The 26,315-nt window shown below is 68.8% G+C and carries 30 protein-coding genes; 14 read left to right on the top strand and 16 right to left on the bottom strand.

The window, feature by feature from the left end; all coding sequences use genetic code 11:
- Nucleotides 1-49 precede the first annotated feature (49 nt).
- The gene (locus tag QGN31_RS05515) at nucleotides 50-1,405 is read left to right on the top strand and encodes an IS1380 family transposase (RefSeq protein WP_155254931.1); all 1,356 of its coding nucleotides are present in this window, start codon (nucleotides 50-52) and stop codon (nucleotides 1,403-1,405) included.
- Between the two features lie 248 nt (nucleotides 1,406-1,653).
- Here QGN31_RS05515 and QGN31_RS05510 read toward each other — a convergent pair whose 3' ends face one another.
- The 3 genes from QGN31_RS05510 to QGN31_RS05500 form a co-directional block, all read right to left on the bottom strand.
- Nucleotides 1,654-2,508 (bottom strand): TIGR02569 family protein, encoded by an 855-nt coding sequence (locus QGN31_RS05510; protein ID WP_008259667.1) that lies wholly within the window; start codon nucleotides 2,506-2,508, stop codon nucleotides 1,654-1,656.
- Between the two features lie 35 nt (nucleotides 2,509-2,543).
- A complete protein-coding gene (gene moeZ, locus QGN31_RS05505) occupies nucleotides 2,544-3,731 on the bottom strand; it encodes an adenylyltransferase/sulfurtransferase MoeZ (protein ID WP_014942789.1) in 1,188 nt (395 codons plus the stop codon).
- Between the two features lie 81 nt (nucleotides 3,732-3,812).
- Nucleotides 3,813-4,850, bottom strand: a complete 1,038-nt coding sequence (locus QGN31_RS05500; protein WP_014712236.1) for a DUF3152 domain-containing protein — start codon at nucleotides 4,848-4,850, stop codon at nucleotides 3,813-3,815.
- A 198-nt stretch (nucleotides 4,851-5,048) separates the two neighbouring features.
- On the opposite strand from QGN31_RS05500, the gene QGN31_RS05495 reads away from it, so the two are divergent.
- The gene (locus QGN31_RS05495; protein ID WP_008259670.1) at nucleotides 5,049-5,735 is read left to right on the top strand and encodes a TetR/AcrR family transcriptional regulator; all 687 of its coding nucleotides are present in this window, start codon (nucleotides 5,049-5,051) and stop codon (nucleotides 5,733-5,735) included.
- On the opposite strand, the gene QGN31_RS05490 is transcribed toward QGN31_RS05495, so the two are convergent.
- On the bottom strand, nucleotides 5,732-5,998 hold the full coding sequence (locus QGN31_RS05490; protein WP_036389938.1) for a DUF3107 domain-containing protein: 267 nt from the start codon (nucleotides 5,996-5,998) through the stop codon (nucleotides 5,732-5,734). The genes QGN31_RS05495 and QGN31_RS05490 overlap by 4 nt on opposite strands.
- A 219-nt stretch (nucleotides 5,999-6,217) precedes the next feature.
- Here QGN31_RS05490 and QGN31_RS05485 point away from each other — a divergent pair, with 219 nt between their 5' ends.
- Nucleotides 6,218-6,925, top strand: coding sequence for an MmpS family transport accessory protein (locus QGN31_RS05485; protein WP_014712237.1), 708 nt, complete (start codon nucleotides 6,218-6,220; stop codon nucleotides 6,923-6,925).
- A 12-nt stretch (nucleotides 6,926-6,937) separates the two neighbouring features.
- Here QGN31_RS05485 and QGN31_RS05480 read toward each other — a convergent pair whose 3' ends face one another.
- Nucleotides 6,938-7,645, bottom strand: a complete 708-nt coding sequence (locus QGN31_RS05480) for a ferritin-like fold-containing protein (protein WP_026071232.1) — start codon at nucleotides 7,643-7,645, stop codon at nucleotides 6,938-6,940.
- 279 nt (nucleotides 7,646-7,924) lie between these two features.
- Here QGN31_RS05480 and QGN31_RS05475 point away from each other — a divergent pair, with 279 nt between their 5' ends.
- Together QGN31_RS05475 and QGN31_RS05470 are read left to right on the top strand one after the other, a co-directional pair.
- Nucleotides 7,925-9,454 carry a DEAD/DEAH box helicase gene (locus QGN31_RS05475; RefSeq protein WP_014380922.1) on the top strand — a complete coding sequence of 510 codons (1,530 nt, stop codon included), beginning with the start codon at nucleotides 7,925-7,927 and terminating at the stop codon, nucleotides 9,452-9,454.
- A gap of 16 nt (nucleotides 9,455-9,470) precedes the next feature.
- Nucleotides 9,471-10,697, top strand: a complete 1,227-nt coding sequence (locus QGN31_RS05470; protein WP_009956180.1) for an Rv3212 family protein — start codon at nucleotides 9,471-9,473, stop codon at nucleotides 10,695-10,697.
- A gap of 232 nt (nucleotides 10,698-10,929) precedes the next feature.
- Here the strand turns inward: QGN31_RS05470 and QGN31_RS05465 are convergent, their stop codons facing one another.
- Nucleotides 10,930-11,730 (bottom strand): ParA family protein, encoded by an 801-nt coding sequence (locus tag QGN31_RS05465; RefSeq protein ID WP_009956179.1) that lies wholly within the window; start codon nucleotides 11,728-11,730, stop codon nucleotides 10,930-10,932.
- A gap of 113 nt (nucleotides 11,731-11,843) precedes the next feature.
- Between QGN31_RS05465 and QGN31_RS05460 the strand changes: the two genes are divergently transcribed.
- Genes QGN31_RS05460 through QGN31_RS05450 form a run of 3 tightly spaced genes read left to right on the top strand, consistent with a single transcriptional unit; the run spans nucleotide 11,844 to nucleotide 14,007 of the window.
- Entirely contained in the window at nucleotides 11,844-12,434 is a 591-nt protein-coding gene (locus QGN31_RS05460) for an acid phosphatase (protein ID WP_014383165.1), read from the top strand.
- Nucleotides 12,431-13,528, top strand: coding sequence for an isochorismate synthase (locus QGN31_RS05455; protein ID WP_014942791.1), 1,098 nt, complete (start codon nucleotides 12,431-12,433; stop codon nucleotides 13,526-13,528). The genes QGN31_RS05460 and QGN31_RS05455 overlap by 4 nt, the downstream gene beginning before the upstream one ends.
- On the top strand, nucleotides 13,525-14,007 hold the full coding sequence (locus QGN31_RS05450) for a GNAT family N-acetyltransferase (protein ID WP_009952801.1): 483 nt from the start codon (nucleotides 13,525-13,527) through the stop codon (nucleotides 14,005-14,007). The genes QGN31_RS05455 and QGN31_RS05450 overlap by 4 nt, the downstream gene beginning before the upstream one ends.
- Here QGN31_RS05450 and QGN31_RS05445 read toward each other — a convergent pair.
- Nucleotides 13,959-14,390 carry a hypothetical protein gene (locus tag QGN31_RS05445; RefSeq protein ID WP_014380927.1) on the bottom strand — a complete coding sequence of 144 codons (432 nt, stop codon included), beginning with the start codon at nucleotides 14,388-14,390 and terminating at the stop codon, nucleotides 13,959-13,961. The genes QGN31_RS05450 and QGN31_RS05445 overlap by 49 nt on opposite strands.
- Before the next feature lie 141 nt (nucleotides 14,391-14,531).
- On the opposite strand from QGN31_RS05445, the gene QGN31_RS05440 reads away from it, so the two are divergent.
- The gene (locus QGN31_RS05440) at nucleotides 14,532-15,497 is read left to right on the top strand and encodes a diacylglycerol/lipid kinase family protein (protein WP_014380928.1); all 966 of its coding nucleotides are present in this window, start codon (nucleotides 14,532-14,534) and stop codon (nucleotides 15,495-15,497) included.
- Nucleotides 15,498-15,777: 280 nt separating this feature from the next.
- Complete coding sequence (whiB1, locus tag QGN31_RS05435; RefSeq protein ID WP_003874607.1) at nucleotides 15,778-16,032, top strand: transcriptional regulator WhiB1; 255 nt, start codon at nucleotides 15,778-15,780, stop codon at nucleotides 16,030-16,032.
- Between the two features lie 60 nt (nucleotides 16,033-16,092).
- On the opposite strand, the gene QGN31_RS05430 is transcribed toward whiB1, so the two are convergent.
- Nucleotides 16,093-17,592, bottom strand: coding sequence for a sensor histidine kinase (locus tag QGN31_RS05430; RefSeq protein ID WP_201407436.1), 1,500 nt, complete (start codon nucleotides 17,590-17,592; stop codon nucleotides 16,093-16,095).
- A 50-nt stretch (nucleotides 17,593-17,642) separates the two neighbouring features.
- The gene (locus tag QGN31_RS05425; protein ID WP_007773063.1) at nucleotides 17,643-17,858 is read right to left on the bottom strand and encodes a biotin/lipoyl-binding carrier protein; all 216 of its coding nucleotides are present in this window, start codon (nucleotides 17,856-17,858) and stop codon (nucleotides 17,643-17,645) included.
- A gap of 259 nt (nucleotides 17,859-18,117) precedes the next feature.
- On the opposite strand from QGN31_RS05425, the gene QGN31_RS26315 reads away from it, so the two are divergent.
- A complete protein-coding gene (locus QGN31_RS26315; protein ID WP_085976515.1) occupies nucleotides 18,118-18,192 on the top strand; it encodes a 50S ribosomal protein bL37 in 75 nt (24 codons plus the stop codon).
- A 5-nt stretch (nucleotides 18,193-18,197) separates the two neighbouring features.
- Here the strand turns inward: QGN31_RS26315 and rsrA are convergent, their stop codons facing one another.
- Nucleotides 18,198-18,512 (bottom strand): mycothiol system anti-sigma-R factor, encoded by a 315-nt coding sequence (rsrA, locus tag QGN31_RS05420; protein ID WP_008259700.1) that lies wholly within the window; start codon nucleotides 18,510-18,512, stop codon nucleotides 18,198-18,200.
- Nucleotides 18,509-19,171: a sigma-70 family RNA polymerase sigma factor gene (locus tag QGN31_RS05415; RefSeq protein ID WP_008259701.1), complete on the bottom strand. Its 663-nt coding sequence runs from the start codon at nucleotides 19,169-19,171 to the stop codon at nucleotides 18,509-18,511. The genes rsrA and QGN31_RS05415 overlap by 4 nt, the downstream gene beginning before the upstream one ends.
- A 313-nt stretch (nucleotides 19,172-19,484) precedes the next feature.
- On the opposite strand from QGN31_RS05415, the gene QGN31_RS05410 reads away from it, so the two are divergent.
- Both QGN31_RS05410 and QGN31_RS05405 read left to right on the top strand, forming a co-directional pair.
- A complete protein-coding gene (locus QGN31_RS05410) occupies nucleotides 19,485-20,333 on the top strand; it encodes an SDR family oxidoreductase (protein ID WP_008259702.1) in 849 nt (282 codons plus the stop codon).
- A gap of 59 nt (nucleotides 20,334-20,392) precedes the next feature.
- On the top strand, nucleotides 20,393-20,851 hold the full coding sequence (locus QGN31_RS05405; RefSeq protein ID WP_014385643.1) for an aminoacyl-tRNA deacylase: 459 nt from the start codon (nucleotides 20,393-20,395) through the stop codon (nucleotides 20,849-20,851).
- Here QGN31_RS05405 and QGN31_RS05400 read toward each other — a convergent pair.
- Genes QGN31_RS05400 through QGN31_RS05380 form a run of 5 tightly spaced genes read right to left on the bottom strand, consistent with a single transcriptional unit; the run spans nucleotide 20,838 to nucleotide 25,502 of the window.
- Nucleotides 20,838-21,848: a zinc-dependent alcohol dehydrogenase gene (locus tag QGN31_RS05400; protein WP_009952809.1), complete on the bottom strand. Its 1,011-nt coding sequence runs from the start codon at nucleotides 21,846-21,848 to the stop codon at nucleotides 20,838-20,840. The two genes, QGN31_RS05405 and QGN31_RS05400, sit on opposite strands and share 14 nt — an antisense overlap.
- 22 nt (nucleotides 21,849-21,870) lie before the next feature.
- The gene (locus tag QGN31_RS05395; protein WP_014380933.1) at nucleotides 21,871-22,320 is read right to left on the bottom strand and encodes a VOC family protein; all 450 of its coding nucleotides are present in this window, start codon (nucleotides 22,318-22,320) and stop codon (nucleotides 21,871-21,873) included.
- A complete protein-coding gene (locus QGN31_RS05390; RefSeq protein ID WP_014385644.1) occupies nucleotides 22,317-23,507 on the bottom strand; it encodes a sulfotransferase family protein in 1,191 nt (396 codons plus the stop codon). Before QGN31_RS05390 ends, QGN31_RS05395 begins: the two co-directional genes overlap by 4 nt.
- 4 nt (nucleotides 23,508-23,511) lie before the next feature.
- Nucleotides 23,512-24,261 (bottom strand): SDR family NAD(P)-dependent oxidoreductase, encoded by a 750-nt coding sequence (locus tag QGN31_RS05385; RefSeq protein WP_014380935.1) that lies wholly within the window; start codon nucleotides 24,259-24,261, stop codon nucleotides 23,512-23,514.
- Nucleotides 24,258-25,502 carry an alkyl sulfatase dimerization domain-containing protein gene (locus QGN31_RS05380; protein WP_014385646.1) on the bottom strand — a complete coding sequence of 415 codons (1,245 nt, stop codon included), beginning with the start codon at nucleotides 25,500-25,502 and terminating at the stop codon, nucleotides 24,258-24,260. Before QGN31_RS05380 ends, QGN31_RS05385 begins: the two co-directional genes overlap by 4 nt.
- A 42-nt stretch (nucleotides 25,503-25,544) precedes the next feature.
- On the opposite strand from QGN31_RS05380, the gene QGN31_RS05375 reads away from it, so the two are divergent.
- On the top strand, nucleotides 25,545-26,315 hold the full coding sequence (locus QGN31_RS05375; RefSeq protein ID WP_009952815.1) for an SDR family NAD(P)-dependent oxidoreductase: 771 nt from the start codon (nucleotides 25,545-25,547) through the stop codon (nucleotides 26,313-26,315).

The following is a 26,315-nucleotide window of genomic DNA, read 5'->3' as shown; positions in this document are numbered from 1 at the left end:
TGTGACTTGTCTAGGGTCCATGTTCTGCAAGCGGGAAGGCACTCCGTAGGTGAAGCGTAGCCGTTGTGGTGGGTTTAGGGTCGAGGCTGGTCGCGAGTCGTTGATTTCCTCGACTGGTGCGGCGCTGCTCGTGCAGACTGCGCAGGTCAGCGGCTTGACGTCGGTTCTCTCGGATCAGCTGCGGTCGTGGCGGGCGCCGCGCTCGGTCCACGATCCGGGCAAAATGGTGCTGGATCTGGCGGTGGCGATCGCGCTCGGCGGTGACTGCTTGGCCGATGCGGCGCTGCTGCGTGCTCAGCCGGAGTTGTTCGGTGCGGTGGCCTCTGATCCCACGATCAGCCGGCTGCTGGAGACTCTCGGCGGGGATCCCGCCGCGGCGATCGCCGCGATCCGTCATGCGCGGGCGAGCGCGCGGGCGACGGTGTGGCAGCTGTGCTGCCCGGTTCCTGTAGCTGGGGAGGTCGTCGTCGATCTGGACGCCACCTTGATCGGGGCGCATTCGGATAAAGAAGGCGCGACCCCGAACTTCAAGCGGGGATACGGGTTTCATCCGATGATGGCGTTCGTTGATCACGGTGCCGGCGGTACCGGGGAGCCGTTGGCGGCGATGTTGCGTCCCGGGCGGGCCAACGCCAGCGACGCCGCCGATCAGATCGCGGTCCTTGATGCCGCGTTGGCCCAACTGCCCCAGGGGGTGCGCGATCGGGTGCTGGTGCGAGGCGACACCGGTTCGGGAGTCAAGGAATTCCTCTGGCACATCCACCACCTGGGTCTGTCCTACTCGGTCGGTGTCTACGGTCGCCAACCCGTGCTGGATGCCCTGGCCGCCCTGCCACGCCAGGCCTGGCGGCGCGCTAAGGACGCCGATGGGTGTCTGCGCGAGGGCGCTCAGGTTGCCGAACTGACCCGCTGGCTGCCGGCGACGTTCGTTGGCTGGCCGCCAGGGATGCGGGTGATCGCCCGCCGGGAACGCCCACATCCCGGTGCCCAACTGCGCATCACCGATGCCCACGGCTGGCGCATCACGATGTTCGCCACCAACACCACCGGCGGGCGACTCGCCGACCTCGAAGTACGCCACCGACTGCGGGCCCGCGCCGAGGACCGCATCCGCACCCTCAAAGACACCGGCCTGGCCAACCTGCCGCTGCAGGCCTTCGGCAAGAACGAGATCTGGCTCGAGCTGGCCGCTCTGGCCTACGAGCTGCTGACCTGGACCCAACTACTGGCCTGGCCCGATCACCCCGCCCGCAGCTGGGAACCCAAACGACTGCGCCTGCGCCTGCTTTCGGTGGCCGGCCGGGTCATCACCACCGGACGCCGTCGCATCCTGCGCCTGAGCAGACGATGGCCCTGGTCAGAACTACTGACCAGGGGTCAACGAAACCTCGCCGCACTCAATTGAATTCACCACAACATCCCTACGGCCCAGGACCCAGGAGAACCGGCGACCCAGCGCCGGGGACGCTCCACGCCCAACCCACCGCACCGGCAACAACCGACCAATCGACAACAACCAACCCACCTCAAGAAAGATCGAGGCTAGTGGCGATCGCCAGCGCGGCCGTGGCGGTCGCAAGCGCGGTGCAGCCGGGCGCAGCGGGTCGCCACTACAGGCCGAAGCCGGGCGCAGCGGGTCGCCACGCAACTAACCTAGAGCACCAACCGGACCAGCGCCGCGGTGCGGGCCAGACCGGGGAACGCCTCGGCGGTGGACCGCGGGTGCAGCGCATGGACCGCCAGGCGAAACATCAACGCCCGCAACAACATCTGCGGCCATTCCGGTAGGGCGTTCCAGCGCTCGATGAGTCCGTCGTCGGCCTCACCCCAGGACAACGCATCGATGACGGCCACGCCCGCCGCCCACGATGCGGGCCGCCAGTACGGGGTGATGTCGGTGATGCCCGGCGCCGCGGTGCCCACGAAAAGCACTGTGCCGTAAAGGTCCCCGTGGACCAGCTGGTTGGGACTCTTGGTCGGCTTGCGCAACGTGGCGAGCTGGTTGAGCAACTCCACCGAGCGCTCGGCGTCCGCGGTGGCCGGGGCCACCCGCGCGCCGGGCGGCACCGAGGCCAGGGGCCGTTCCTCCCACGCCGCGCGGTCGGCGGCGATGAAGATGTCGACGTCCCCCCAGGGCGCCGCGGGGCCCTGGGTCAAAAAGCGGGGGCGTTCCAGTTTGCCCGTCGCCTCGTGCAGGCGCACCGCCGCCGAGACGACCTCGTCGTGGCGAGGCTCCGGCGTCCCCGCGACGAAGGTGTCCGCCCGCCACCCGGAAACGACGTAGCGCCCGTCGGTGGACCGGACCGGGCGGGCCAGCCGGACGCCGTCGACGAACAACGTCTCGCGGACCCGGGCGGACCACGCCGCGCGGGCGTTGTCGGCCACCAGCGACAGGACGACCTCGCCGCACCGCCAGCCGCCCTCCCAGCTGGCGCCCAGATAGACGGGTTTGACGCCGGCCAAACCGAACGCCGACAGCACATGGTCCGGCGGTGGCTCGACTGTCACACCGGTACTCTAAACGAGTCCAACAGCGGCGAAGCTCAGTACAGGATCATGTCGGGTTGCATCTGCTGCGCCCAGGCCACAATTCCGCCCTCCAGGTGCACCGCATCGGCGAACCCCGCCTGCTTCAGCACCGCCAGCGCCTGCGCCGAGCGCACGCCCGTTTTGCAATACAGCACCGGCATGCGGTCCCGCGGCAGCTTTGCCAGACCCTCACCCGAGTTGATCGACGACTGCGGGACCAGCTGCGCGCCCTCGATGTGCACGATGTCGAACTCCACGGGCTCGCGGACGTCGATCAGGGCCAGCTCCTTGCCGGAATCCAGCAGCTCGCGCAGCTCCCGCGGGGTGATGGCCGTCGCGTCGCCGGCCGGGGTGTCGGCCACCGCGCCGCACAGCTGCTCATAGTCGACGAGCTCGGTGATCTTCGGCCTCGACGCGTCGGACGGGTCCCGGCGAATCGCGATCGTGCGGTAGGTCATCTGCAGCGCGTCGTAGATCATCAACCGGCCCAGCAACGAATCGCCGATGCCGGTGATGAGTTTGATCACTTCGGTGCTCATCACCGAGGCGATGGACGCGCAGACGATGCCCAGCACGCCGCCTTCGGCGCACGACGGAACGGTGCCGGGCGGCGGCGGCTCCGGGTACAGGTCGCGATAGTTGAGGCCGCGTCCGTCCGGCGCGTCCTCCCAGCACACCGAGATCTGGCCCTCGAATTGGTAGATCGACCCCCACACGTACGGCTTTTTCGCCAGCACCGCCGCGTCGTTGATCAGGTACCGGGTCGCGAAGTTGTCGGTGCCGTCGACGATCAGGTCGTAGCAACTGAACAACTCGACGGCGTTGGTGGAGTCCAGGCGCACCTCGTGCAGGCGCACGTCCACCAGCGGGTTGATCGCGAGCATCGACTCGCGCGCCGACACGGCCTTGGGACGCCCGACGTCGGCCACGCCGTGAATGATCTGGCGGTGCAGGTTCGATTCCTCGACGACGTCGAATTCGACGATGCCGATCGTGCCCACGCCGGCCGCGGCAAGGTACAGCAAGGTCGGCGCCCCCAGGCCACCGGCGCCGATCACCAGCACCCGGGCGTTCTTGAGTCGCTTCTGCCCGTCGACCCCCAGGCCGGGAATGATCAGGTGACGGCTGTAGCGGGCCACCTCGTCGCCGGTCAGGTGGTCTGCGGGTGCCACCAGCGGCGGCAACGACGACACGGACAACATCTCCTCGGTCAGCTTCGTGGTTCTGCTTATGAATCCATCACAGCAGCCCGCCGGAGCGACGGCAACGAAGGCAGTCGGCCGCTAGGCGATCGGGTACGGCCAGGGGTTGAAGCGGCAGGTTTTCCCGTCGGCCTTGACGGTGTCGGGGTCGAACTGCGCGGCGTCGTTGTTGGACGTGGAGAACGTCTGCTGCATCATCACCGGCGCCAGTGCGCCCTGCTGTTCGCAGGCCTCGTGGTGCAGGTATCCGATGGCGTGGCCGACCTCGTGGTTGATCACGTATTGCCGGTACGAACCGATGTCCCCTTCGAACGGCACGGCGCCGCGCACCCAGCGCGCCTCGTTGATGAAAACCCGCGCCTCGCGGTTGGCGCCGAAAACCGGGTTGTAGCAGGACGTCTCCAGCCGGAATTCGTAGCCGCACCCCTCCCGCACCGTCACCGGCGACACCAGCGAGATCCTAAAGTCGGGCTTTGCCCCACTGGCGCCGTCGATCCGGATGAAAGCGAACTGCGGGTTGTGCGTCCAGCCCTTCGGATTGGCCAACGTCTGGTCGACCATCTGCGCGAACGCTTCGTCGTCGCCGAACATCGTCGGGTCGATGCCGTTCTCCACCTCGACGGTGTACCGGAACACCTTGGCGGTGCCCTGGCCGAACTGGGGCGTCGCGCCCGGCACCGCGTGCCACGTCTTGTCGCCGGCTTCGGTGAAGGGGCCGCCGTCGGGCAACGTCCCGGCCGGCAGGTTGGCGTCGAACGCGGCGAGCCCACGCGGCGGCGCGTCGATGATCGTGGTGCCCACCGCGCCGATCGCGGGCGGACTCTCGATGGGCTGGCTGTTCGTGGGCTTCGACGCGCCGGCGCCGGTCACCGTCTGGTACATGACCACGGCCGTCAGCACCGCCAGGACCGGCAGCGCGTACGCGCGCCAGCCGTAGGTGGAGACGAACCGCCCGAGCCACGTTTGTTTGCGCCACTGCCGCTGCCGCTCACGGTCGGCCCGCGCCCGCCCGGCTTCCGGGGCGGCCAGGGGGTCACGCAGCGCCCGCAGCGGCTCGCGCCACTCGTCGCGCAGCACCGGCACGCGACCGCTGCTGCGCGGGGGTCGCTGCGACGTCATTTTCCCAGGATTACACAGCGGACCACCCACGCCGACCGTGGCGCGCCCGAATCCGGCGCCCGACACCGCTTCTGCCAGGTACGACGACGCCGACGGCGGGAGCTCCAACCCCGCGGGTAGTAAGGTCTTTTCAACGAGCTGCGAGCGGCTAGCCCCGGTGGACCGACGGCCGGCCGTCGACAATCAGATGAGGACTCGATGAGCGAACTCGCCAAGATGCCGGCACGGCGTGCCGTCAGATCGGCTGACCGCGGCAGGCCGGCGGACGGCGCCGCGGCCCCCAACCGGCGGGGCAACCGGCTGCCCCGCGATGAGCGCCGCGGCCAGTTGCTCATCGTCGCCAGCGACGTCTTCGTCGACCGCGGCTACCACGCGGCCGGCATGGACGAGATCGCCGATCGCGCCGGGGTTAGCAAACCCGTTCTGTACCAACACTTTACGAGCAAGCTCGAGCTGTACCTCGCCGTGCTGGCGCGGCACGTGGAAAACCTGGTCTCCGGCGTCCAGCAGGCGTTGAGCACCACCAAGGACAACCGCCGGCGGTTGCACGCCGCGGTGCAGGCGTTCTTCGATTTCATCGAGCACGACAGCCAGGGCTACCGGCTGATCTTCGAAAACGACTACGTCACCGAGCCCGAGGTGGCCGCCCAGGTGCGCGTGGCCACCGAATCCTGCATCGACGCGGTGTTCGCGTTGATCAGCGAGGATTCCGGGCTGGACCCGCACCGCGCGCGGATGATCGCCGTCGGGCTGGTCGGCATCAGCGTCGACTGCGCCAGGTACTGGCTCGACTCCGATCGCCCGATTTCGAAGGCGGACGCCGTCGAGGGCACCGTCCAGTTCGCCTGGGGCGGACTGTCACACGTGCCGCTGACCCGCTCCTAGCGTCCCTTGCCGGCATGTTTGCCGGCTTCGATTTCGGCACCGATCCCGAAGCCGACCCGCCGCGCGTCGGCGACGCCGATCTCGACGTAGGCGATCTTGCTGGTGTGGATCAGGAAGCGACGGCCCCGCTCGTCGCTCAGTCGCAGCAGCCCCGACCCCTCGCCGAGCGCGGCGCTGACCAGGTCTTCGACTTCGGCGGGCGTCTGGTCGCTGGCAAGGACCAACTCGCGCGGACTATCCGTGATCCCGATCTTGACCTCCACGGTCACCCCTTCCGTAGGCATTGAAGTCGTGCGCGGGCGGCGAAGTCCCAGCCCCGTCAGCAGCAGGCTAGTTGACGCGGCCGACCCCCACCTCGTCGCGTCCCCACACTTCGCGGTCAGCGAAACTTCGGTCGCGCGCCGATAACGATTCGCTTGCAGGTTGTCTCACACACCCGCGCGATACCCGATCCGCGCTTTCGCATGGCTAACTTCGGCCCCATGGGTACCACATTGCCGCACCTCGACGACCGGATCCGGAGCTACCCGGACGACGACGCTGACGACTGCGACACCGACCCCTACCTGAACGCCGACTACAACTGGACGGGCTGGCCGGCCGATTCACGCTGGCGACCCGCGACGGCGATCCTCGGCGCGGTGGTGGCCGTCGGCGCCATCGCCACCGCCGTCATCATCAACAGCGGCGACAGCGCGTCAACCAAGGCCACGCTGGGAGCGCCGGCCCCCCACCCGGTGACCTCGGCACCCGCGACCACCAAGGCGTCCGCGCCACCGAGCCCCTCGCGCGTGGCCCAGCTGCCGCCGGAGACCGTGACGACCGTCACCACACCGAGCGCCGCGCCCAGCACCCCGGCGGCCCAAACCCCCACGGCCGCACCGCCTCTCGCGCCCGCGCCGCCGACGGCCGCGCTGAACCCGCGCACCGTCGTCTACAGCGTGAGCGGGACCAAGCAGCTGCTGGACCTGGTGAACGTGGTCTACACCGACGCGCGGGGCGTCCCGCAGAGCGAGTTCAACGTCTCGCTGCCGTGGTCGAAGGTGGTGGTCCTCAATCCCGGCGTGCAGACCGAATCCGTGGTCGCGACCAGCTTCTACGGCCAGCTCAGCTGCTCGGTCTTCAACGCCGCCGGTCAGCGGATCATGGCGTCGGGCAGCCCGTCGAACATGGCGACCTGCTCGCGCTGAGTTTGACGGCCGTCAGCTCAGGCCCAACTCGTGCATGCGGCGGTCGTGCGTCTGCTGCAACCGATCGAAGAACGCGTTGAGCTGGCCCAGCCCGCCGGCGCCCGACATCACCAGGTCGACGAGCTCGTCGTGGTCGGCCAGCAGGTACTGGGCCTGGGTGATCGCCTCGCCGAACAGCCGACGGGACCACAGCGCGAGCCGGCTGCGTTGCTTGCCGCTGGACGTGACGGCGGCGCGCACCTCGGCGACCACGAACTGCGAGTGCCCGGTCTCGGCCAGCGCCCCCCGCACCACGTCGGCAACCTCGTCGGGCAGCCCGTCGGCGATCTCCAGGTACAAATCGGCGGCCAGGGCGTCACCGACATACGTCTTCACCAAGGCTTCCAGCCACGTGCTGGGCATCGTCAGGCGGTGGTAGTTCTCCAGCGCCGACACGTACTTCGACATCGCCGACACGACGTCGACGCCGCGGCTTTCCAGCGCGTCGCGCAGCTGCTCGTAGTGCTGCATCTCCGCGGCGGCCATGCTCGCCATCGAGATCCGTCCGCGCAGGTCAGGGGCCATCCGCGCCTCGTCGGTGAGCCGGTAGAACGCGGCGATCTCGCCGTAGGCCAAGACCGCGAACAACTCGTTGACCCCGGGGTGATCGGCCGACAATCGCGGGGCAGCCGACTCCTCCACTTGGTCGGTGGAAGAGGGCTGGTAAGAGGGCCGGGTCATGGCAACACTGTAGTCGGCGGAGTTGGCGCGAAACGGGTGCCGGAGCTCGACCAGCTATCATGTAGGTAGATGGCGGTGTTATTTGTGCCAAATGTTCTTCCCACGCCGCTATCGGCGAAATGTGCGTGCACAGCAGGCCCGCCCGGGCTGGGACCCCCAGACTGAGCCGGAGCCCGCGACTCGGCGACGTATTCGGAGTCGGAACTCGTGCGCGCGTGACCGCGACAGAGAAACACCCGACACAATCCGATACGTCTTCGAGAGGCTACCTACCCACGCATGACCACACTGACCAGCACAACTGAACTGACCTTTGCTCAACTCGGTGTCCGCGACGAAATCGTGCGCGCACTCGCCGAAAAGGGGATCGAAAGCCCTTTCGCCATCCAGGAACTGACCCTGCCGCTCGCGCTCGCCGGCGACGACCTGATCGGGCAGGCCCGCACCGGCATGGGCAAGACCTTCGCCTTCGGGGTGCCGCTGCTGCAGCGCATCACCTCAGGCACCGCCGCGCGGCCGCTCAACGGAACACCCCGCGCGCTGATCGTGGTGCCCACCCGCGAGCTCTGCCTGCAGGTGACCGATGACCTGGCGCTGGCGGCCAAGCATTTGACCGCCGACGAAGGCCGCCGGCTCTCCGTCGTCCCCATTTACGGCGGCCGCCCCTACGAGGCGCAGATCGAGGCGCTGCGCGCCGGCGCCGACGTCGTGGTGGGCACCCCGGGCCGGCTGCTCGACCTGAGCCAGCAGGGCCACCTGCAGCTCGGTGGGCTCTCGGTGCTGGTGCTCGACGAGGCCGACGAGATGCTCGACCTCGGCTTTTTGCCCGACATCGAGCGCATCCTGCGGCAGATCCCCGTCGACCGGCAGTCGATGCTGTTCTCGGCGACCATGCCGGACCCGATCATCACGCTGGCCCGCACCTTCATGAACCAGCCCACCCACATCCGGGCCGAAGCGCCGCACTCGGCGGCCACCCACGACACCACCGTCCAGTACGCCTACCGGGCGCACGCCCTGGACAAGGTGGAGCTGGTCAGCCGGATCCTGCAGGCCGAGGGCCGCGGCGCCACGATGATCTTCACCCGCACCAAGCGCACCGCCCAGAAGGTCGCCGACGAGTTGGCCGAGCGCGGTTTCGCGGTGGGCGCCGTCCACGGCGACCTCGGACAGGTGGCACGCGAGAAGGCGCTCAAGGCTTTCCGGACCGGCGACATCGACGTGCTGGTGGCCACCGACGTGGCCGCGCGCGGCATCGATATCGATGACGTCACCCACGTCATCAACTACCAGATCCCCGAGGACGAGCAGGCGTACGTGCACCGCATCGGGCGCACCGGCCGCGCCGGCAAGACCGGCGTCGCCGTCACCCTGGTGGACTGGGACGAGCTCACCCGCTGGGCGCTGATCGATAAGGCGTTGGGGCTGGACAACCCCGAACCCGCCGAGACCTACTCCAGCTCGCCGCACCTGTACGACGAGCTGAGCATCCCCGCCGATGCCGGAGGCACCGTCGGTGCGGCCCGCAAGGCGCAGGGCGCGCGCCGCACCGGTGAGCGCGCCACCCAGAAGCCGGGACAGAAATCGGAGAAGACCGCGCGGCGGTCCGGGACGCGGCGGCGCACCCGCGGCGGCCAGCCGGTCAGCGCGCACCCGTCGGGCAACGGCGCCGCGAGCAGCAACGGTGATGCCGCCGCGGAAACGCCGGCCGGCTCCCCGCCGGGAAACGCCGGCTCCAGCCGTCGCCGCCGTCGGCGCCGCAAGCCGGCGGAAGCCGCCGCGGCGGCCCCCACCGCGCAAAACAACTAATTTTCCGCGCCCACGCATGGTCAGACCCGAGCGCCGGACCAAGCGCGACATCCTGGCCGCCGCGACCATCGCGGTCGTCGTCGCGGTGACGGCGGCCCTCATCTGGTGGACCAGCGACGCGCGGGCGACCAGCAGCCGCCCGGCCGCCGTCCCGGCGCCCAACCCGAGCCCGGCCCGGCAGGTTCCCGCCGGCCTGAAACAACTGTGGACCGCCTCCAGTCCGGCCACCACCGAGCCGGTGGTGGTGGGCGGGGTGGTCGTCACCGGTGCGGGCGTGCGGATCGACGGGCGCGACGCCGGCACGGGCCAGTCCCGCTGGAGCTACGCCCGCGACACCAGCCTCTGCGGAGTCTCGTGGCTGTACCGCTACGCCGTCGGGGTCTACCGCGACGACCGCGGCTGCGGGCAGGTGAGCACCCTGGACGGCTCCACCGGTCACCGCGGCCCCGCCCGCAGTGGCTACGCCGACCCGCGGGTGCGGCTCTCCTCCGACGGCATGACCGTCTTGTCGGTCGGTGACACCCGCCTGGAGCTGTGGCGCTCGGACATGGTCCGGATGGTGGCCTACGGCGAGACCGACGCCCGGGTGAAGCCGTCGTCGCGAGGGCTGCACTCCGGCTGCAGGCTGATCTCGGCCGCGGCCAGCTCGTCCGCGGTCTCGGTGCTGGAGAGCTGCGCGAATCAGGCCGACCTGCGCCTGGTGCTGCTCCGGCCGGGCAAGGACGACGACGAACCCCAGCAACACGTCGTGGCCGAGCCGGGGATCGCGCCCGATTCGGGTGCCCGGGTGCTGGCAGTCCGGGACACCACCACCGCGGTGTACCTGCCGGCGCCCCAGCCCCGGGTGGACGTGATCGACGAAACCGGCGCCACCGTGGCGAGCACCCTGCTGCCCAAGCCGCCGTCGCGCTCGGCGGCGGTCTCGCACGCCGGCAGCCTGATGACCTGGTGGACCGGCGATTCGCTGATGGTTTTCGACGTGAACACCCTGGCGCTGCGCTACACCATCGCCGCGGGTGACAAGACGGCGCCGCTGGGGCCGGGGGTAATGATGGCGGGCCGGCTGCTGGTGCCCGTCACCGGCGCGATCGGCGTCTACGACCCGGTCAGCGGGACCGGCGAACGCTACATTCCGGTCGACCGTGCGGCCAATCCCCCGCCACCCGGGAGGGCGGTGGTCCCGGCCGTGTCGGGGTCGCGGGTGTTCGAGCAGCGCGGCGACACCGTGGTCGCCCTGGGCTGAGCGTTCGGGGCGGCGACGGCCGCCCGGGCGTCTTAGCCCATCGGGCCGCGACGGCCGTCGCCCGAGTTAGCCCGTCGGGCAGCCCAGGGCCCGTCGAGTGTGAATCGTTGGCTTTCGGTGTGAATCTGCGGCGGCGACACGCCGATCGGGCGCGCCGCCAGTGCACACTCAAAGCCGTCAGTTCACACTCAAGATTGCGGCTCTGGGTTGAGCGCGGGGCGGGTGATCGCCGCTAGACCTCCACCGCGAAGGTCGGCAGCGGCTTGCCGTTCTTCCAATGCCTGAGCAGCGCCGTCGCCAACTCGCCGTACGCCGACGCGCCCTTGTTCTTGCGGCCCGCCATCACCGACGAACCCGAGGCGCTGGCCTCGGCGAAACGCACCGTGCGGGGAATCGGCGGGGCCAGCACCGGCAGGCTATAGCGGTCGGCGACATCGAGCAGCACGTCGCGGGTGTGGGTGGTGCGCGAGTCGTACAGCGTCGGCAACGCGCCGAGCAGGCGCAGCTCCGGATTGGTGATCTGCTGGACATCGGCGACCGTCCGCAGGAATTGGCCCACACCGCGATGCGCGAGCGTCTCGCACTGCAGCGGCACGATGACCTCGTCGGCGGCCGTCAGCCCGTTGAGGGTCAGCACACCCAGCGACGGCGGACAGTCGATGATCACCACGTCGAACCGGTCTGCGAGTTTGGCCAGCGCTCGCTTGAGCGCGTATTCGCGCCCCGCCCGCATCAGCAGCATCGCCTCGGCGCCCGCCAGGTCAATGTTGGCCGGTAGCAGCGTCATTCCCTCGGCCGTCTCAACCAGCGCGGCGTTGGGCTCGACCTCACCGAGCAATACCTCGTGCACGGAGACCGGGAGTTTGTCCGGGTCTTGGCCCAGCGAGAAGGTCAGGCAGCCCTGCGGGTCGAGGTCGACCAGCAGGACCCGCTTCTTCTCCTCCACCATCGCCGCCCCCAGCGAGGCAACGGTGGTCGTCTTGGCGACGCCACCCTTCTGGTTGGCCACCGCCAATACCCGGGTCCTACTCACTGGCCGCCCGCCCCTCCGCATCGCCGCGCGCTCACAGTGCCATCCTGGCATGTTCGTCCACCATGCGCTCGGGCCCGGCAGCCACCGCATGTCGTCCGGCAGAATCATTCTCTATGGGCTTGCATGATCACCGTTTGGTGCTGCTGCGCCACGGCGAGACCGAGTGGTCGAAGTCTGGCCAGCACACCGGCCGCACCGAGGTCGAGCTGACCGACGCCGGCCGTGAACAGGCCCAGCTGGCCGCCGGGGTGCTGGGCGAGCTCAAACTTGTTGACCCACTGGTGATCAGCAGCCCACGGCGACGCTCGCTGGTCACCGCCGAGCTGGCCGGGTTGTCCGTCGACGACGTGACCGAACAGCTCGCCGAGTGGGACTACGGCTCTTATGAGGGCCTGACCACCGAACAGATCCGGGAGTCGGTGCCCGACTGGCTGGTGTGGACGCACGGATGTCCGGGCGGCGAGAGCGTCGCGCAGGTCAGCGAGCGCGCCGACGCGGCGGTCACGACGGCGCTGCGGCACATGGAGTCGCGCGACGTGGTCTTCGTCAGCCACGGCCACTTCTCGCGCGCGGTGATCACCCGCTGGGTCGAACTGCCGCTGGTCGAGGGCAGTCGCTTCGGCATGATCACCGCGTCGATCGCGGTCTGCGGGTTCGAGCACGGGGTGCGACAGCTGCGGGCGCTCGGGTTGACCGGCCAGTGAACCGCGAACCGCCGTTCGCGCTGTGCGGGCCGACCCGAACCCTGATCGCCGACGGCGTGTTGCGGCGCTACTGCGACGTGGGCGCGGCGCAGGCGGCGCTGCGGTCGAATCAGGCGCCGATTGTGTTGGGCGCGTTGGCTTTTGACCTCAGCAGCCCGGCCGCGTTGCTGACGCCGCGCGCCGTCGACGTCACCCACGGGCTCCCGGACTGGCCGACGGGCCCGCTGCCGCCGGTGCGGGTGGCCGCGGCGCTTCCGCCGCCGGGTGACTACCGCGACCGGGTCCGCCGCGCCCGCGATCAGCTCGCCGCAGCCGACAACCCGCTGCACAAGGTGGTCTTGGCGCGCGCCTTGGAGCTGGTGGCCGACGCCCCCATGGATGCGCGGGCCGTCCTGCGCCGGCTCGTGGCCGCGGACCCGGCGGCCTACGGCTACCTCGTCGATCTGAGCGCCGCCGGCGACGGCTACGCGGGCGTGGCCTTGGTGGGCGCCAGCCCCGAACTCCTGGTGGCGCGCAGCGGCGACCGCGTCGAGTGCCGGCCGTTCGCGGGGTCGGCCCCGCGGGCCGCCGACCCGGATGCCGACGCCGCCAACGGCGCCGCGCTGGCCGCCTCGGCCAAGAACCGGCACGAGCATCAGCTGGTGATCGAGACCATCCGGGCGGCCCTGCAGCCGTTGTGCGACGACCTGTCGATCGCCGCCGAGCCGCAACTGAGCCGCACCGCCGCGGTCTGGCACCTGTGCACACCGATCAGCGGACGGCTTCGCGATACCTCAACGAGCGCAATCGATTTGGCGCTAGCGCTACACCCCACCCCGGCTGTCGGAGGGGTCCCGACCGAAGCGGCGGTCCAGCTGATCGCCGAGCTGGAGGGCGACCGCGGGTTTTATGCGGGGGCGGTCGGCTGGTGCGACGCCGCCGGCGACGGCCGCTGGGTGGTGTCGCTGCGCTGCGCGCAGCTGTCGGCGGACCGGCGCAGCGCGCTGGCTCGCGCCGGCGGTGGTATCGTCGCCGAGTCCGATCCCGACGACGAAGTCGCCGAGACCACAACCAAATTCGCCACGATACTCAACGCACTAGAAGTCCAACGATGACCACAGACATCCGTCGCGCCGCGCCCCACGACGTCGCCGCCATCACCGAAATGATCCACGCGCTGGCCGAATTCGAGCACGCCGCCGATCAGTGCACGGTCACCGAAACACAAATATCCGCAGCGCTTTTCGGCGACCGCCCGACGGTGTACGGACACGTGGCGGAGGTGGACGGCGAGGTCGCGGCGATGGCGCTGTGGTTCGTCAACTTCTCCACCTGGGACGGCGTGGCGGGCATCTATCTGGAAGATCTGTTCGTGCGCCCGGGATTTCGCCGCCGCGGGCTGGCCCGGGCGCTGCTGGCGGCGCTGGCCAACGAATGCGTGCAGCGGGGCTACACCCGGTTGTCCTGGGCGGTGCTGAACTGGAACACCGACGCCATCACGCTCTACGACGGGATCGGCGGGGAACCGCAGAACGAATGGACCACCTACCGGCTGTCGGGGTCGCGGTTGGCGGGGCTGGCGGAGTCGCCCTGACCGCCGGCGGCCCAGCGCACCGCGGCCGGGCTGAACAGCAACCCCAACACGACCAGCGCGACAAGCCCCGCCGGGATCCCGTAGCCGGGCTGGTGTGATCCGACCGCGAGGTACCAGGCCACCGGCAGCAGGAGCAGCTGGGTGATCACGGCCAGGCCGCGGCCCCAGCGCTTGCCCAGCATCAGCGCGCGGCCCGCGGCGATCACCCCGGCGCCGACGAGGACGAACCAGCCGGCGGTGGCCAGACCGTTGGCCACGTGCTGGTCGGCCCCGGCGATCCCGCGCACCACCAGGACCACGGCCACGATAAGCGCGGCCATCCCCTGCACGGCGACGACGACGCCGGCGCGGCGGACGGCGGTCGGGGCGGATGGCGGCGTCACAGCGCCAGCGTAGTCAGGGCGGCGGCGCTCCTCCTCACGCCGCGCTGCGGCGCGCATCGTCGCACCGCCTAACCCGATTGCGGCGCTCCTCCTCACGCCGCGCTGCGGCGCGCATCGTCGCACCGCCTAAGCTCGTCCTTCATGCGGGCCGTGCTGATCGTCAACCCCACAGCCACTTCCACCACACCGGCCGGTCGCGATCTGCTGGCCCACGCCCTCAAGAGCCGGCTACAGCTCAGCGTCGAACACACCAACCACCGCGGGCACGGCACCGAGCTCGCGCAGAAGGCCGTCGCCGACGGCGTCGACCTGGTGGTCGTGCACGGCGGCGATGGCACGGTGAGCGGGGTGGTCAACGGTCTGCTCGGCCGCCCCGGCACGCTTCCGAGCGGCCCGGTTCCCGCGGTGGCCGTGGTGCCCGGCGGTTCGGCGAACGTGCTGGCGCGATCGCTGGGCATCTCTGCGGATCCGGTCGCGGCCACCAACCAGCTCATCCAGTTGCTCGACGATTACCAGCGGCGCGGCACGTGGCGCCGGATCGGCCTGATCGACTGCGGCGAGCGGTGGGCCGTGTTCAACACCGGCATGGGCGTCGACGCGGAGGTGGTGGCCGCGGTCGAGGCCGAACGCAGCAAGGGCGGCAAGGTCACCGCGTGGCGCTACATCCGCGCATCGGTGCCGGCCGTGTGGGCCTACACCCGCCGCGAGCCGATGCTGACGCTCGAACTTCCCGGCCGCGAACCCATCACCGGGGTGAGCTTCGCGTTCGTTTCCAACTCCAGCCCGTGGACGTTCGCCAACGAGCGGCCGGTGTGGACCAACCCCGGCTGCAGCTTCGAGTCGGGACTCGGGGTATTCGCGCCCACCAACCTGAAGACGATCCCGACGCTGCGGATCGTCCGGCAGATGTTCGCAAAACGGCCCACGTTCAACTTCAAGCACCTCGTCACCGAGGACGACCTGCCGTGCGTGCGAGTTACCTCGACCGGGGGCCCCGTCGCCTGCCAGTTCGACGGGGATTACCTCGGCGTGCGCGAAACCATGACGTTCAAGTCGGTGCCCGACGCGCTTGCGGTGGCCGCCCCTCCTCAGCAAAAACGACGCTGACCTGCGGCAACGCGTGGCCTGTGGCGCACGCGACATAAACACGGACGGGGAGAGGCCCGTCAGTGTAGTACAACGGAGTAAGGGCTTGACTACGAGATGATCAAAGTGAGATAGCCCACGAGCGAACTCACACTATTGACATCTGTTGAGCCTGTGAAACGATCAAAAGGTTGCATGCAGAAATTACGTAGGGGTGCGGCCCCTTTTCTTCTGCACGCGTTTAACAGCCGAAGAAAATAGCCGTGCGCCTTGCTGCGCACTCAGTAAGGAGTAAAGACGTATGGATTGGCGCCACAAGGCGGTCTGTCGCGACGAAGACCCGGAGCTGTTCTTCCCGGTGGGGAACAGTGGTCCGGCGCTCGCGCAGATCGCTGACGCGAAACTGGTCTGTAATCGGTGCCCGGTGACGACAGAGTGCCTCGGCTGGGCCCTGAACACGGGCCAGGACTCGGGCGTCTGGGGCGGCATGAGCGAAGACGAGCGGCGTGCGCTGAAGCGTCGCAACGCCCGGACGAAAGCCCGCAGCGGGGTTTAACCCAGATAACGCAAAACGGTGCGGCCTCGACGATTGTCGGGGCCGCACTCTTGCGTGTGCCTACAGCAGCATTCGGGTCCGCCGACCGATCGGGACGCGCAGCACCACGTCGGTGCCGCGGGCCGGGGCCTGGGTCATCCCCAGGGTGCCGTCGAGTTCCGCCGACACCAGCGTCCGCACGATCTGCAGCCCGAGGCTGTCGGAGGTCTCGAGGCTGAAGCCGTCAGGCAGCCCCCGGCCGTCGTCATGCACGACCACATCCAGCCAGCGCGCGGAGCGCTCGGCCCGAATCGTCACCGACCCTTCCTCGACCGCCGGGTCGAAGGCGTGCTCGATCGCGTTTTGCACCAGCTCGGTGATCACCATGATCAGCGCCGTCGCGCGGTCCGAGTCCAGCACGCCCAGATCGCCGACCCGGTTGATGCGGATCGGCCGGTCCACCGAGGCCACGTCGTTCATGATCGGCAGGATCCGGTCGATGACCTCGTCGAGGTTGACCTGCTCGTCCACCGACATCGACAGCGCGTCGTGCACCAACGCGATCGACGACACCCGGCGCACCGACTCGATGAGCGCCTCCCGCCCCTCCGCGTTGGCCGTGCGGCGGGCCTGCAGGCGCAGCAGCGCCGCGACGGTCTGCAGGTTGTTCTTCACCCGGTGGTGGATTTCGCGAATGGTGGCGTCCTTGGAGATCAGGGCCCGGTCGCGGCGCTTGACCTCGGTGACGTCGCGGATCAGCACCGCCGCGCCGGCGCTGGCGCCGTCGACCACCAGCGGCAGCGTGCGCAGCAGCACGGTGGCTCCCCCGGCGTCGACCTCCATGCGCATGCTGCGCCCGCCGGCCACCAGATCCCGCACATGCTCGGCCACTTCCTGCGCCTCGAACGGATCCGAGATCAGCGGGCGCGTGACCTCGATGAGGTTGTGTCCCTCCAGGTCGGCGGTCAGGCCCATGCGGTGGTAGGCCGACAGCGCGTTGGGACTGGCGTAGTCGACGACGCCCTTGACGTCGAGGCGGATGAAGCCGTCGCCGACCCGGGGGGTGGAGCGCGACATCACCACGTCCCCCGCGTCGGGAAAGGTGCCCTCGGCGAGCATGTGGACGAGGTCGCCGGCGCACTGCCGGTAGGCGATCTCCAACTGGCCGGACGCGCGGTCGGCGGCCACCGCGGTCTGATGATGCGTGAGCACGGCGACCACCTGGCCGCCGTAGCGCACCGGGGACGCCTCGACGTGCGTGCCCGGCAACCACGAATTCTCTTGACCCGCAACGTCATCCCTCTGGGCGATGCCCGACGCGAAGGTGTCGGCGACGAGGGCCAGCCGCTCGGAGGCGATGGCGGTGCCCACCGCATCGGTCTGTAGCACCGTGGGCGCGGTATTGGGGCGGCATTGCGCCACGCACACCAGCACGCCGTCGTCGCGACGCACCCACATCAGGTAGTCGGCGAACGACAGGTCGGCCAGCAGCTGCCACTCCCCTACCACCGCGTGCAGATGGTCGACCGCGTTGCCCGGCAGCATGGTGTGTTCGGCGAGCAGATCACCGAGAGTTGACATCGCTTACTCCCCGGGTCGTTCCCCGGCGGCTGGTCGAAGGGCCCGACCGGCTAGCTGATCACCGCGATGAGGTCGCCCGCCTGAATGACGTCGCCCACCGACACGCTCACCTTGCTGACGGTGCCGCCGACCTCCGCAAGGACGGGAATCTCCATCTTCATCGACTCAAGCAGCACCACGATGTCGCCTTTGCCGATCTGATCACCCTCGTTGACAACGACTTCGAGCACGCTGGCCACGATCTCGGCGCGCACATCCTCGGCCATCTTCACCCCACTCGTTTCGGCCTCTGCGCAGGCTGGCCGCTGGTCATCGCTGGTTGTTGGTCCATCGCTGGTTGGTCCATCAACGTTCTATCAGGTCGCCTACATCGAACCACAGGCCCCACCGCGACGACGGCGCCCGGCCCCTCCCGCGGGCCGCACCAGGGCGAAGACAGTGCGCGGCGCGTCTCATGAGAGACTGGACGACAAGCCAACCGGCGCCAGGCGCCTGGTTTGACAGCAATCAACGGAGGTTCGACCCATGGCCAAACGAGGCCGTAAGAAGCGCGACCGCAAGCACAGCAAGGCCAACCACGGCAAGCGGCCCAATTCCTGAGGACGCTACTGCGTACCCCGGATGATGGTGGTGCGCCGAATCTCGAGCCGTAGCCGCTCGCGCAGGCCCTCCGGGGCCCTCTCACCTTTGCACTTGGTGGCGATCAACGCCTTGATCCGCTCTTCGAGCCCGTAGTGCTTGAAGCAGCCGGGGCACGCCTCGAGATGCCTGCGCAGTTGTTCGCGGGTATCCGGGCCGCATTCACCGTCGAGCAGCAGCCATACCTGGCGGATGACCTCCGCGCAGCCGACGCTGCCGTGGGACTCGTCGTTGGGGCAGGCATCCGCCGAAGCACCGCCCTGGCCGGCGAACTCGCTCATGACGACACCTCCTCGTGCGCCTGCTGACCGCGGTTGAAGCCCCGCTCCTTGGCAACGTCGGCCAACAGGCCGCGCAGTTGCCGTCGACCGCGGTGCAGCCGTGACATTACCGTTCCGATGGGCGTGTCCATGATTTCCGCGATTTCCTTATACGGAAATCCCTCGACGTCGGCGTAATAGACCGCCATCCGGAATTCCTCCGGCAAGGCCTGCAGCGCGTCTTTGATCTCGGAGTCCGGCAGCGACTCCAGCGCCTCCACCTCGGCCGAACGCAGCCCGGTGGAGGAATGCTCGGCATTGGCGGCCAGCTGCCAGTCGGTGATTTCCTCGGTCGGGTACTCCGCGGGCTGGCGCTGCTTCTTGCGGTAGCTGTTGATGTAGGTGTTGGTCAGGATCCGGTACAGCCACGCCTTGAGATTGGTCCCGGCGCGAAACGAGCGGAAGCCCGCGTAGGCCTTCACCATCGTCTCTTGCAGCAAATCCTCGGCGTCGGCGGGATTCCGCGTCATGCGCAGTGCACCGCCATAAAGCTGGTCCAGCAGGGGAATCGCGTCGCGCTCGAACCGCGCCGTCAGTTCCGCGTCCGTCTCTTCGGGCGCCGCGGGTTCGGTGATGGACGGCCCCGCCGCGCTATCGCGGCCATCTAGAGAATCGGCCATATCGATTAACCCGGTCCCTTCTGCTGCGGTGTTACCGGAAAGCACCGAAAGTGCCACCGGACTCGCAAGGACGCCAGCCAACTGCTCCTCGCCTAACAGGCTCGTCGCCGTTGACACCACGCTGCTCCTCCCAATCTAAAGGCTCACCCCGACAGCTTTTGCCCGGGTGTGACCCACCGCATCGAAAACCAATTGGATCAACCGCGCGCGCGATCCGACTATTTCCGGGCGGAATTCGGCCCGCGATATCGGTGCCCGCTCCCCGGCGTAGACCCCGATCGGACCGATTCGGGCGTGGCGTTAGTGTGACGCCATGTCCCTGAATGGCAAGACCATGTTCATCTCCGGCGCCAGCCGCGGCATCGGCCTGGCGATCGCCAAGCGCGCCGCGCAGGACGGTGCCAACATCGCCCTGATCGCCAAGACCGCCGAGCCGCACCCGAAGCTGCCGGGAACGGTGTTCACCGCGGCGAAGGAGCTCGAAGAGGCGGGCGGGCAGGCCCTGCCGATCGTCGGGGACGTCCGCGATCCCGATTCGGTCGAGGCGGCCGTGGCCAAGACCGTCGAGCAGTTCGGCGGCATCGACATCTGCGTCAACAACGCGTCGGCGATCAACCTGGGTTCGGTCACCGAGGTGCCCATGAAGCGGTTCGACCTGATGAACGGCATCCAGGTGCGGGGCACGTACGCGGTGTCGCAGGCATGCATCCCGCATCTGAAGGGCCGCGAGAACCCGCACATCCTGACGCTGTCGCCGCCGGTGCTGCTGGGCCGCGAGTGGTTGAAGCCGACGGCGTACATGATGGCCAAGTTCGGGATGACGCTGTGCGCGCTGGGCATCGCCGAAGAAATGCGGGACGAGGGCATCGCGTCGAACACGCTGTGGCCGCGCACGCTGGTGGCGACGGCCGCGGTGCAGAACCTGCTCGGCGGCGACGAGGCGATGGGCCGGGCCCGCAAGCCCGAGGTGTACTCGGACGCCGCCTACGTCGTCCTCAACAAGCCGTCCAGGGAGTACACCGGCAACATGCTGCTGTGCGAGGACGTGCTGGTGGAATCCGGCGTCAAGGACCTCTCGACATACGACTGTGTGCCCGGTTCGAAGCTGGGCGTGGACTTCTGGGTCGACGGCGTCAACCCGCCGGGGTACTCGGGGCCTTAGTCGTGATCGCAAGCGCGGCGCAGCCGGGCGCCGCGGGTCACGACCAGCGGAGGTAGCCGGTGGGCGGCGCGGCCACTCCGGGCATCGCCGCGTTGATGAAAGCCGGTGTGCCGCACCAGGTTCTGCACTTCGACGCGGTCACCGACCTGTCCGAGTCGTCCGACGTCGCGCCCGAACAGGTCTTCAAGACCCTGATCGTCGCCCTGCCGGGTGAGCTGGCCGTCGCGATCGTGCCGGTGCCGTGGCGGTTGTCGCTGAAGGCGGTCGCCGCGGCGCTGGGTGTGCCCAAGGCCGTCATGGCCGAGCCGGCCGCCGCCGAGCGGGCCACCGGCTATGTGGTGGGCGGCATTTCGCCGTTCGGTCAGCGCAAGCGGCTCCGCACGGTCCTGGACGGCTCCGCGCTGCGCTGGGATCGGATCCTGTGCAGCGCCGGCAAGCGGCATTACGACGTCGCGGTCGCGCCCCGGGACCTGATCCGCCTCACCGGCGCGATCACCGCCGACATCAGCCGAACGTGACGACGACCTTGTCCGCGGCGCCCGGAGTCTGGGCGAGCTCGAGCGCATCACCGACGCTGCCGAACGGGATGGTGTGGCTGACGATCAGCGCGTACTTCTCCCAGTTCGCGACGAGATCCTTGGTCACCTCGAAGATTTCGTCGGGGTAGCCCATGCTCCCGAGCAGGGTGATCTCGTTGCTCATCAGGTTGATGAGGTCGACGGGCACCGGCTCCTTGTGGACGCCGACGATGCCGACGGTGGCGCCCTTTTGCGCCGCGGCGAGCGCGGTGTTGACGACGGCGGGCACACCGGCCGCGTCGAGATAGATGTTCGTGCCGGCCTTCCCGGGGTACATGGAATCGCCCGCGCCGTGCAGTTCGATCAGCCGCGCCACCACGTCCTCGTCGGCGGAGTTGATGACGGCGTCGGCGCCGATCTGCAGCGCCTTGTCCAGCCGGCCGGGGAGCAGGTCCACGACGACGACGTGGCTCACGCCAAGGGATTTGAAGGCCAGCGTGGCGCCCAGGCCGATCGGTCCGGCGCCGAACACGGCGACCTTGTCCGTCGGCTTGGGTCGGCACCGGTTGGCGCCGTGGCGCGCGACGGCCATCGGCTCGTTGAGCGCCGCGACCTCCCACGGGACGTGGTCGGGGATGACCTCGAGACTCGTTCCGCGTACGGCGTTTTCGATGAGCAGGTAGTCGGCGAGCGCGCCGCTGGGCCCGCCGTTGCCGATGATGCCGCTCGGGGCGGCCATCGGGTTGATGACGACGTGGTCGCCGACGGCCAGGCCGCTCACCTTCGCGCCGACCTCGGCGATCTCCCCGGCGGGCTCGTGTCCGAGCGGCGTGTGTCCCTGGCGCGGGGGCAGCCCGCCGATGGTGATGTAGAAGGCGTCCGAGCCGCAGATGCCGCAGGCGCGCATCCGGACCAGTACGTCGTTGGGGCCCACCGTGGGACGCTCGGCGTCGAGCACCTCGGCCTTGCCCGGGCCGGTGACCATTGACATCTTCATCGGTGACTCCTCGGTCTTACGGTCAAGCCGCCATGGATTGCAGAAACCCCGGCCAGTCGGGAAACAGTGCCCGGTCCACGATCTCGATGCGGACTCCAGCCGGGTCGACGTAGTAGGCGAACATCGACAGCGTCTCGCCGCTGGGTCGCGCCTCCAGCCGGTACCCGCTGCGTTCGAGTTGCGCTGCGGCACCGGCCATGTCGTCGACCCAGTAGCCGAGGTGGTGGGCGCCGCCCCTGGGCGGCGGGGTCCAGATCGTGCCGGGCACCGCCTGAATCACTTCCAGGTGCGGTGCGTCCACCGAGTACACAAAGCGGAACGGCACCTCGATGTCGCCGTCCGCGGTGGCCACGCTCAACGCGGCATCGACCGGTTTGGTCCACCGGTACCCCATCACCCTGGTGAGCCGTTCGGCGGCGGCGGCCATATCGTCAACCACCAGCCCGGTGTGATAGCAGTCCGCCGGGTTCATGCTGTGCCTTCCAGTTCGATGTCGAACGTATCGAGATATTCGGCGAAGATCGGTTCGAGCGCTTCGACGGTCAGGCCATACTGGTCGAGGGTGTAGGCATTGAGCGCGAACCGGTCCTGGGGGTGCCCGGCGAGCCAATTGCGCATCCGCGCTTCGGTTTCTGCGGTCAGCGGCTCGTCGGCCCATTCGTAGATGCGCCGCATGACGTCCATCGGGTCACGCATCATCTCGTGGTAGTACATATGGAAGAAGCGCTCGTCGCCGATGCGATCGCGGGCGCGCAGCGGCCGCTGGACGTGGTAGCGCATCTGCGCCATGGCGTTGCGCCCCATGGCATTCAGGTCGATGGCATCGGGATGCAGCACCATCCCCTTGGGCAGCTTCCACAGGTTGCACAGCGACCCCGTCGCCCTGTAGGGGTCCCGGTGCGCCCAGATCAGCCGGGCGTCGGGGAACACCTTGAGCAGCGCCTCGATGTGCACCGAATGCGACGGCATCTTGAGGCTCCAGTTGCCGGGCGCGGTGGACTGCAACACCTGCAGGTAACGCTTCTGATATTCGTACGTGCTGGTCATGTCGGCCTCGTGGAACAGCCATTCGGCGTAGCGCGAGGTCGACAGGAACGAGTCCCAGGACAGCCCCTTGAAATCCTGATTGTGGATGAACATGTCCTCGGTGGGCCCATCGGCGTCTTCCCAGTGCGGCAGCGGCACTTTGGCCTGCGTGACCATGTCCAAAATCTTGCGCTGTTCCTCCAGCAGGGCCAGGCAGCGCGCGTCGGTGCGCAGCGCCTCGGTGGTGGCCGGCGGGATCGGGTGCACGCACTGCCAGTGCAGCAGCGAGCGCCGGGCCGGATCCTGGTCGAGCAGGTAACTGATGACCGTGGTTCCAGTGCGGGGCATGCCCAGCACGATCAGCGGTCGCTCGACGGGCGCGTCGAGGACTTCGGGGTGCTCCTGGATGTAGGCGTGGACCTGCATGCGCCGCCCGAGCGCGTCGGTGGCGTCGGTGAGGACCCGTTCGCGGCCGAAGGGGGTGAACGCGGCCGAACTGTTGAGCTCGTCGAGCATGATGGCCAGGCCGTCTCGCCAAGAATCGGAATCGATTTCGGTGAGGCCGGTGCGCTGTGCGGCCAGCTTGAAGACGTCGTCGGTGGTCGAGACGTTGTCGAAGTTGTTGTCGCTCATCGTTTCAGACCGTCAGGTATCCGCCGTCGACGGCGATGGTGGTGCCGGTGATGTACGAGGCGGCGTCGGTACACAGGAACAGCGTCGCGCCGGCGCAGTCCTGGGGCGTGCCGGGCCTGCCCAGGGGCGTGTGGAAGCCGATCTCGACGTCCATCACCTCGGGAATGCCCATGGCCGGGTGGGTCATTCGGGTGTCGATGAGCCCGGGTGCGATGGCGTTGACCCGGATCCCGTCGTTGGCCCACCGCCGCGACAGGTTCATCGTGAGGGCGAGCAGGCCCATCTTCGACGAGGCGTAGCCGGGGACGAACACGGCGGAGCGGAACGCGGACATCGACACGACGCTGACGACGCTCGCCCCGCCGGGAGCCTGGCTGGACTTGAGCAGGTCATGGCAGCGCATGGTCAGCCGCATCGGGCCGAACATGTTCTGCGTCACCGACGCGACGTATCCGTCCGGGTCGTATTCGTCACCCGCCGGGTAGGGGCCGCCGGCGTTGTTGATTAAGATGTCCAGTTCACCCAGCGAATCCGCCAGGGCGTCAACCGATTTCGGGTCCTGTATCTGGCATTGGCGGTAGGTGTAGGCGCTCAGATCCGTCTCGGAATAGTCCGTGGCGGACCCGCGGGTGCCGGTGACGGTGACGGCCGCGCCCGCCCCGGCGAATGCGGCGGCGATGGCGTTGCCGATGCCGCTGGTGCCGCCGGTCACCAGCACGGTGGCGCCGGTGAAATCGAAGTTGACGGTGTTCATTCGGGTGACCTCAGTTCGTTGATGGATTTGGTGAGCCACGCTTTTTCCCAGAAGTTGTCGGCGTCGGCCAACAGTGCCTCGTGGGCTTCGGCGGCGACGGCACGTGCCGCCGCGTGCAACGGCTGGGCGGCCAGGATCAGGTCGGTGAGGTGGATGGCCTGCACCGGCCGCCCGACCGCCAGGTGCGCGCGGGCCGCGTCCACGAGCGCGTCGGCCCCGGCGGCGCTCACCACATCGGCCGCAACGGAATCCGGTGCGATCCCATACAGTTCGGTGGTGGAGCGATGCCGGAACCACCCGGTGTACATCTCCCAGATGGCGCGCACATTCCACGAGGTCTTGCCGTACCCTTCACCGATGTCGAGGTGCTCGGGCACGGTGACCTCGCGCATCGCGGTATGGACGTCGGCGCCGGAATTCATCAGTTCGGCGGTGCGGTCGTGCACGGCCTGCATGGCGTCACGCATCGCGCTGACTTCCTCCGCGATGCGGTCGGCGCCCTCGATCGGGTCGAAGTGGCCGGTGATCAGCCGCTGCGGTCCGTAGTCGAGCACGGTGTTCAACGACTCGATGTAGAGAATGGGATCGCGATAGCGGTCGCCGCGGATGGTCATCAGATTCGGGACATGCCCGAACAGCGGGCCGAACAGGTTGCCGGTGAACAGGATTCGCTCCTGCGGCAGCCACACCACCAGTGCGTCGGTGGTCTCGCCGCCCGGCGTCCACGCCAGCTCGAAGGTACGCCCTCCGACGGTGATGTTGTGGCGCTGGTCGAAGGTCGTCGTCGGCTCGGGGAACGAGAAGTCGATGGTCGCGGGGTCGAGGGTCTTGAAGTGCTCGAGCACGGCGTCGGAGAACTTCTGGAAGGCGAACGACGTCTTGGGCACCCGGTAGCCCATGAGCAGTGTGTTGTCGTCGCGCCAGTACCGGTAGTTGCGGTGCATCACGACGTTGGTGCCCTCGTCGCGCAGCGCCTTCACCCCGCCCCAATGGTCGGCGTGCCCCTGGGTGACGATGATGGCCCGTGTCGGGCCCGGCACCTTGGCAAAAGCCTTGCGGTGCAGCGGCCCCTCGAAGACCAGCCCGCTGTTGACGATGACCCGCCCCTCGTCGGTGGCCACCGCGTAGGCGTTGGAGACGCCCGGCGACATCCACACGCCGTCGCCGAGGGCCAGCGCGGGCGTGTCCGTCGCCGCCGACAGGTCGCCGGCCCCGGGCCGCTCCCGATGAATCCCAGCCATGACTGGCGATCCTCTACAGTTCTAGAGGTAAAGTCAATATCCATGGGATTGCAGGGTCTGATCGACAAGGTGGCGGTCGTGGTCGGCGGCGCCACCGGCATCGGCGCGGCGACGGCCGCCCGTCTCGCCGGCGAAGGCTGCCGGGTAATCGTCGGCGACGTCGCCGACGATTGCGCGCGGCGGACGGCCGAACGCATCGCCGCGACCGGCGGCGCGGCGACGCACGTGGCCTTCGACCTGGCGGATCCCGCGTCGGTCGCGGCGCTGATCGACACCGCCGCAACGACTTTCGGCGGCGTGGACCTGCTGTTCAACGTGGGCGCCGACATGAGCATCATCCGGGCCGACACCGACGTGGTGGACATCGATTTCGACGTCTGGGATCGGGTGATGGCGGTGAACCTGCGCGGGTATGTGGCCGCGATGAAATACGCCATCCCGAGAATGCTGGACCGCGGCGGCGGGGCCATCGTCAACATGTCGTCGGCGGCGGCGTTCCAAGGAGAGCCCGCGCGCCCGGCCTATGCCACCGCGAAGGCAGGCATCGGCGCGCTCACTCGCCACGTCGCGTCGCGGTGGGGGAAGGACAACATCCGGTGCAACGCGGTCGCGCCCGGCTTCACCGCGACCGAGACCATCCGCTCGGTGCCGCAGTGGCCGGACCTGGAGGCCGGCGCGCTCAAGCGCATTCGCGGACCGCGCGTCGGCGAGCCCGGCGACATCGCCGCGCTGGTCGCCTTCCTGCTGTCCAGGGAGGGCGAGTGGATCAACGGTCAGGTCGTCAACATCGACGGCGGCACCGTCCTTCGGTGA

Origin of the sequence: Mycobacterium sp. 2-64 (genome assembly GCF_035918375.1) — a bacterium.
Classification (GTDB): domain Bacteria; phylum Actinomycetota; class Actinomycetes; order Mycobacteriales; family Mycobacteriaceae; genus Mycobacterium; species Mycobacterium intracellulare.
Note: the sequence above shows the minus strand (reverse complement) of the source record. Positions and strands in the feature narration are given on the sequence as shown.

Bases quoted from the DNA above. Each gene is read 5' to 3' on its own strand.
- QGN31_RS05450 (WP_009952801.1), top strand. From the start codon at position 13,525: ATGACCACAGACATCCGTCGCGCCGCGCCCCACGACGTCGCCGCCATC.
- QGN31_RS05400 (WP_009952809.1), bottom strand. From the start codon at position 21,848: ATGAAGATGTCAATGGTCACCGGCCCGGGCAAGGCCGAGGTGCTCGAC.
- QGN31_RS05500 (WP_014712236.1), bottom strand. From the start codon at position 4,850: ATGACGTCGCAGCGACCCCCGCGCAGCAGCGGTCGCGTGCCGGTGCTG.
- QGN31_RS05375 (WP_009952815.1), top strand. From the start codon at position 25,545: ATGGGATTGCAGGGTCTGATCGACAAGGTGGCGGTCGTGGTCGGCGGC.
- QGN31_RS05390 (WP_014385644.1), bottom strand. From the start codon at position 23,507: ATGAGCGACAACAACTTCGACAACGTCTCGACCACCGACGACGTCTTC.
- QGN31_RS05475 (WP_014380922.1), top strand. From the start codon at position 7,925: ATGACCACACTGACCAGCACAACTGAACTGACCTTTGCTCAACTCGGT.
- QGN31_RS05395 (WP_014380933.1), bottom strand. From the start codon at position 22,320: ATGAACCCGGCGGACTGCTATCACACCGGGCTGGTGGTTGACGATATG.
- QGN31_RS05480 (WP_026071232.1), bottom strand. From the start codon at position 7,645: ATGACCCGGCCCTCTTACCAGCCCTCTTCCACCGACCAAGTGGAGGAG.
- QGN31_RS05380 (WP_014385646.1), bottom strand. From the start codon at position 25,502: ATGGCTGGGATTCATCGGGAGCGGCCCGGGGCCGGCGACCTGTCGGCG.
- QGN31_RS05415 (WP_008259701.1), bottom strand. From the start codon at position 19,171: ATGGCCGATTCTCTAGATGGCCGCGATAGCGCGGCGGGGCCGTCCATC.
- QGN31_RS05485 (WP_014712237.1), top strand. From the start codon at position 6,218: ATGGGTACCACATTGCCGCACCTCGACGACCGGATCCGGAGCTACCCG.
- QGN31_RS05440 (WP_014380928.1), top strand. From the start codon at position 14,532: ATGCGGGCCGTGCTGATCGTCAACCCCACAGCCACTTCCACCACACCG.
- QGN31_RS05495 (WP_008259670.1), top strand. From the start codon at position 5,049: ATGAGCGAACTCGCCAAGATGCCGGCACGGCGTGCCGTCAGATCGGCT.
- QGN31_RS05460 (WP_014383165.1), top strand. From the start codon at position 11,844: ATGGGCTTGCATGATCACCGTTTGGTGCTGCTGCGCCACGGCGAGACC.
- moeZ (WP_014942789.1), bottom strand. From the start codon at position 3,731: ATGTTGTCCGTGTCGTCGTTGCCGCCGCTGGTGGCACCCGCAGACCAC.
- QGN31_RS05430 (WP_201407436.1), bottom strand. From the start codon at position 17,592: ATGTCAACTCTCGGTGATCTGCTCGCCGAACACACCATGCTGCCGGGC.
- QGN31_RS05470 (WP_009956180.1), top strand. From the start codon at position 9,471: ATGGTCAGACCCGAGCGCCGGACCAAGCGCGACATCCTGGCCGCCGCG.
- QGN31_RS05410 (WP_008259702.1), top strand. From the start codon at position 19,485: ATGTCCCTGAATGGCAAGACCATGTTCATCTCCGGCGCCAGCCGCGGC.
- whiB1 (WP_003874607.1), top strand. From the start codon at position 15,778: ATGGATTGGCGCCACAAGGCGGTCTGTCGCGACGAAGACCCGGAGCTG.
- QGN31_RS05385 (WP_014380935.1), bottom strand. From the start codon at position 24,261: ATGAACACCGTCAACTTCGATTTCACCGGCGCCACCGTGCTGGTGACC.
- rsrA (WP_008259700.1), bottom strand. From the start codon at position 18,512: ATGAGCGAGTTCGCCGGCCAGGGCGGTGCTTCGGCGGATGCCTGCCCC.
- QGN31_RS05425 (WP_007773063.1), bottom strand. From the start codon at position 17,858: ATGGCCGAGGATGTGCGCGCCGAGATCGTGGCCAGCGTGCTCGAAGTC.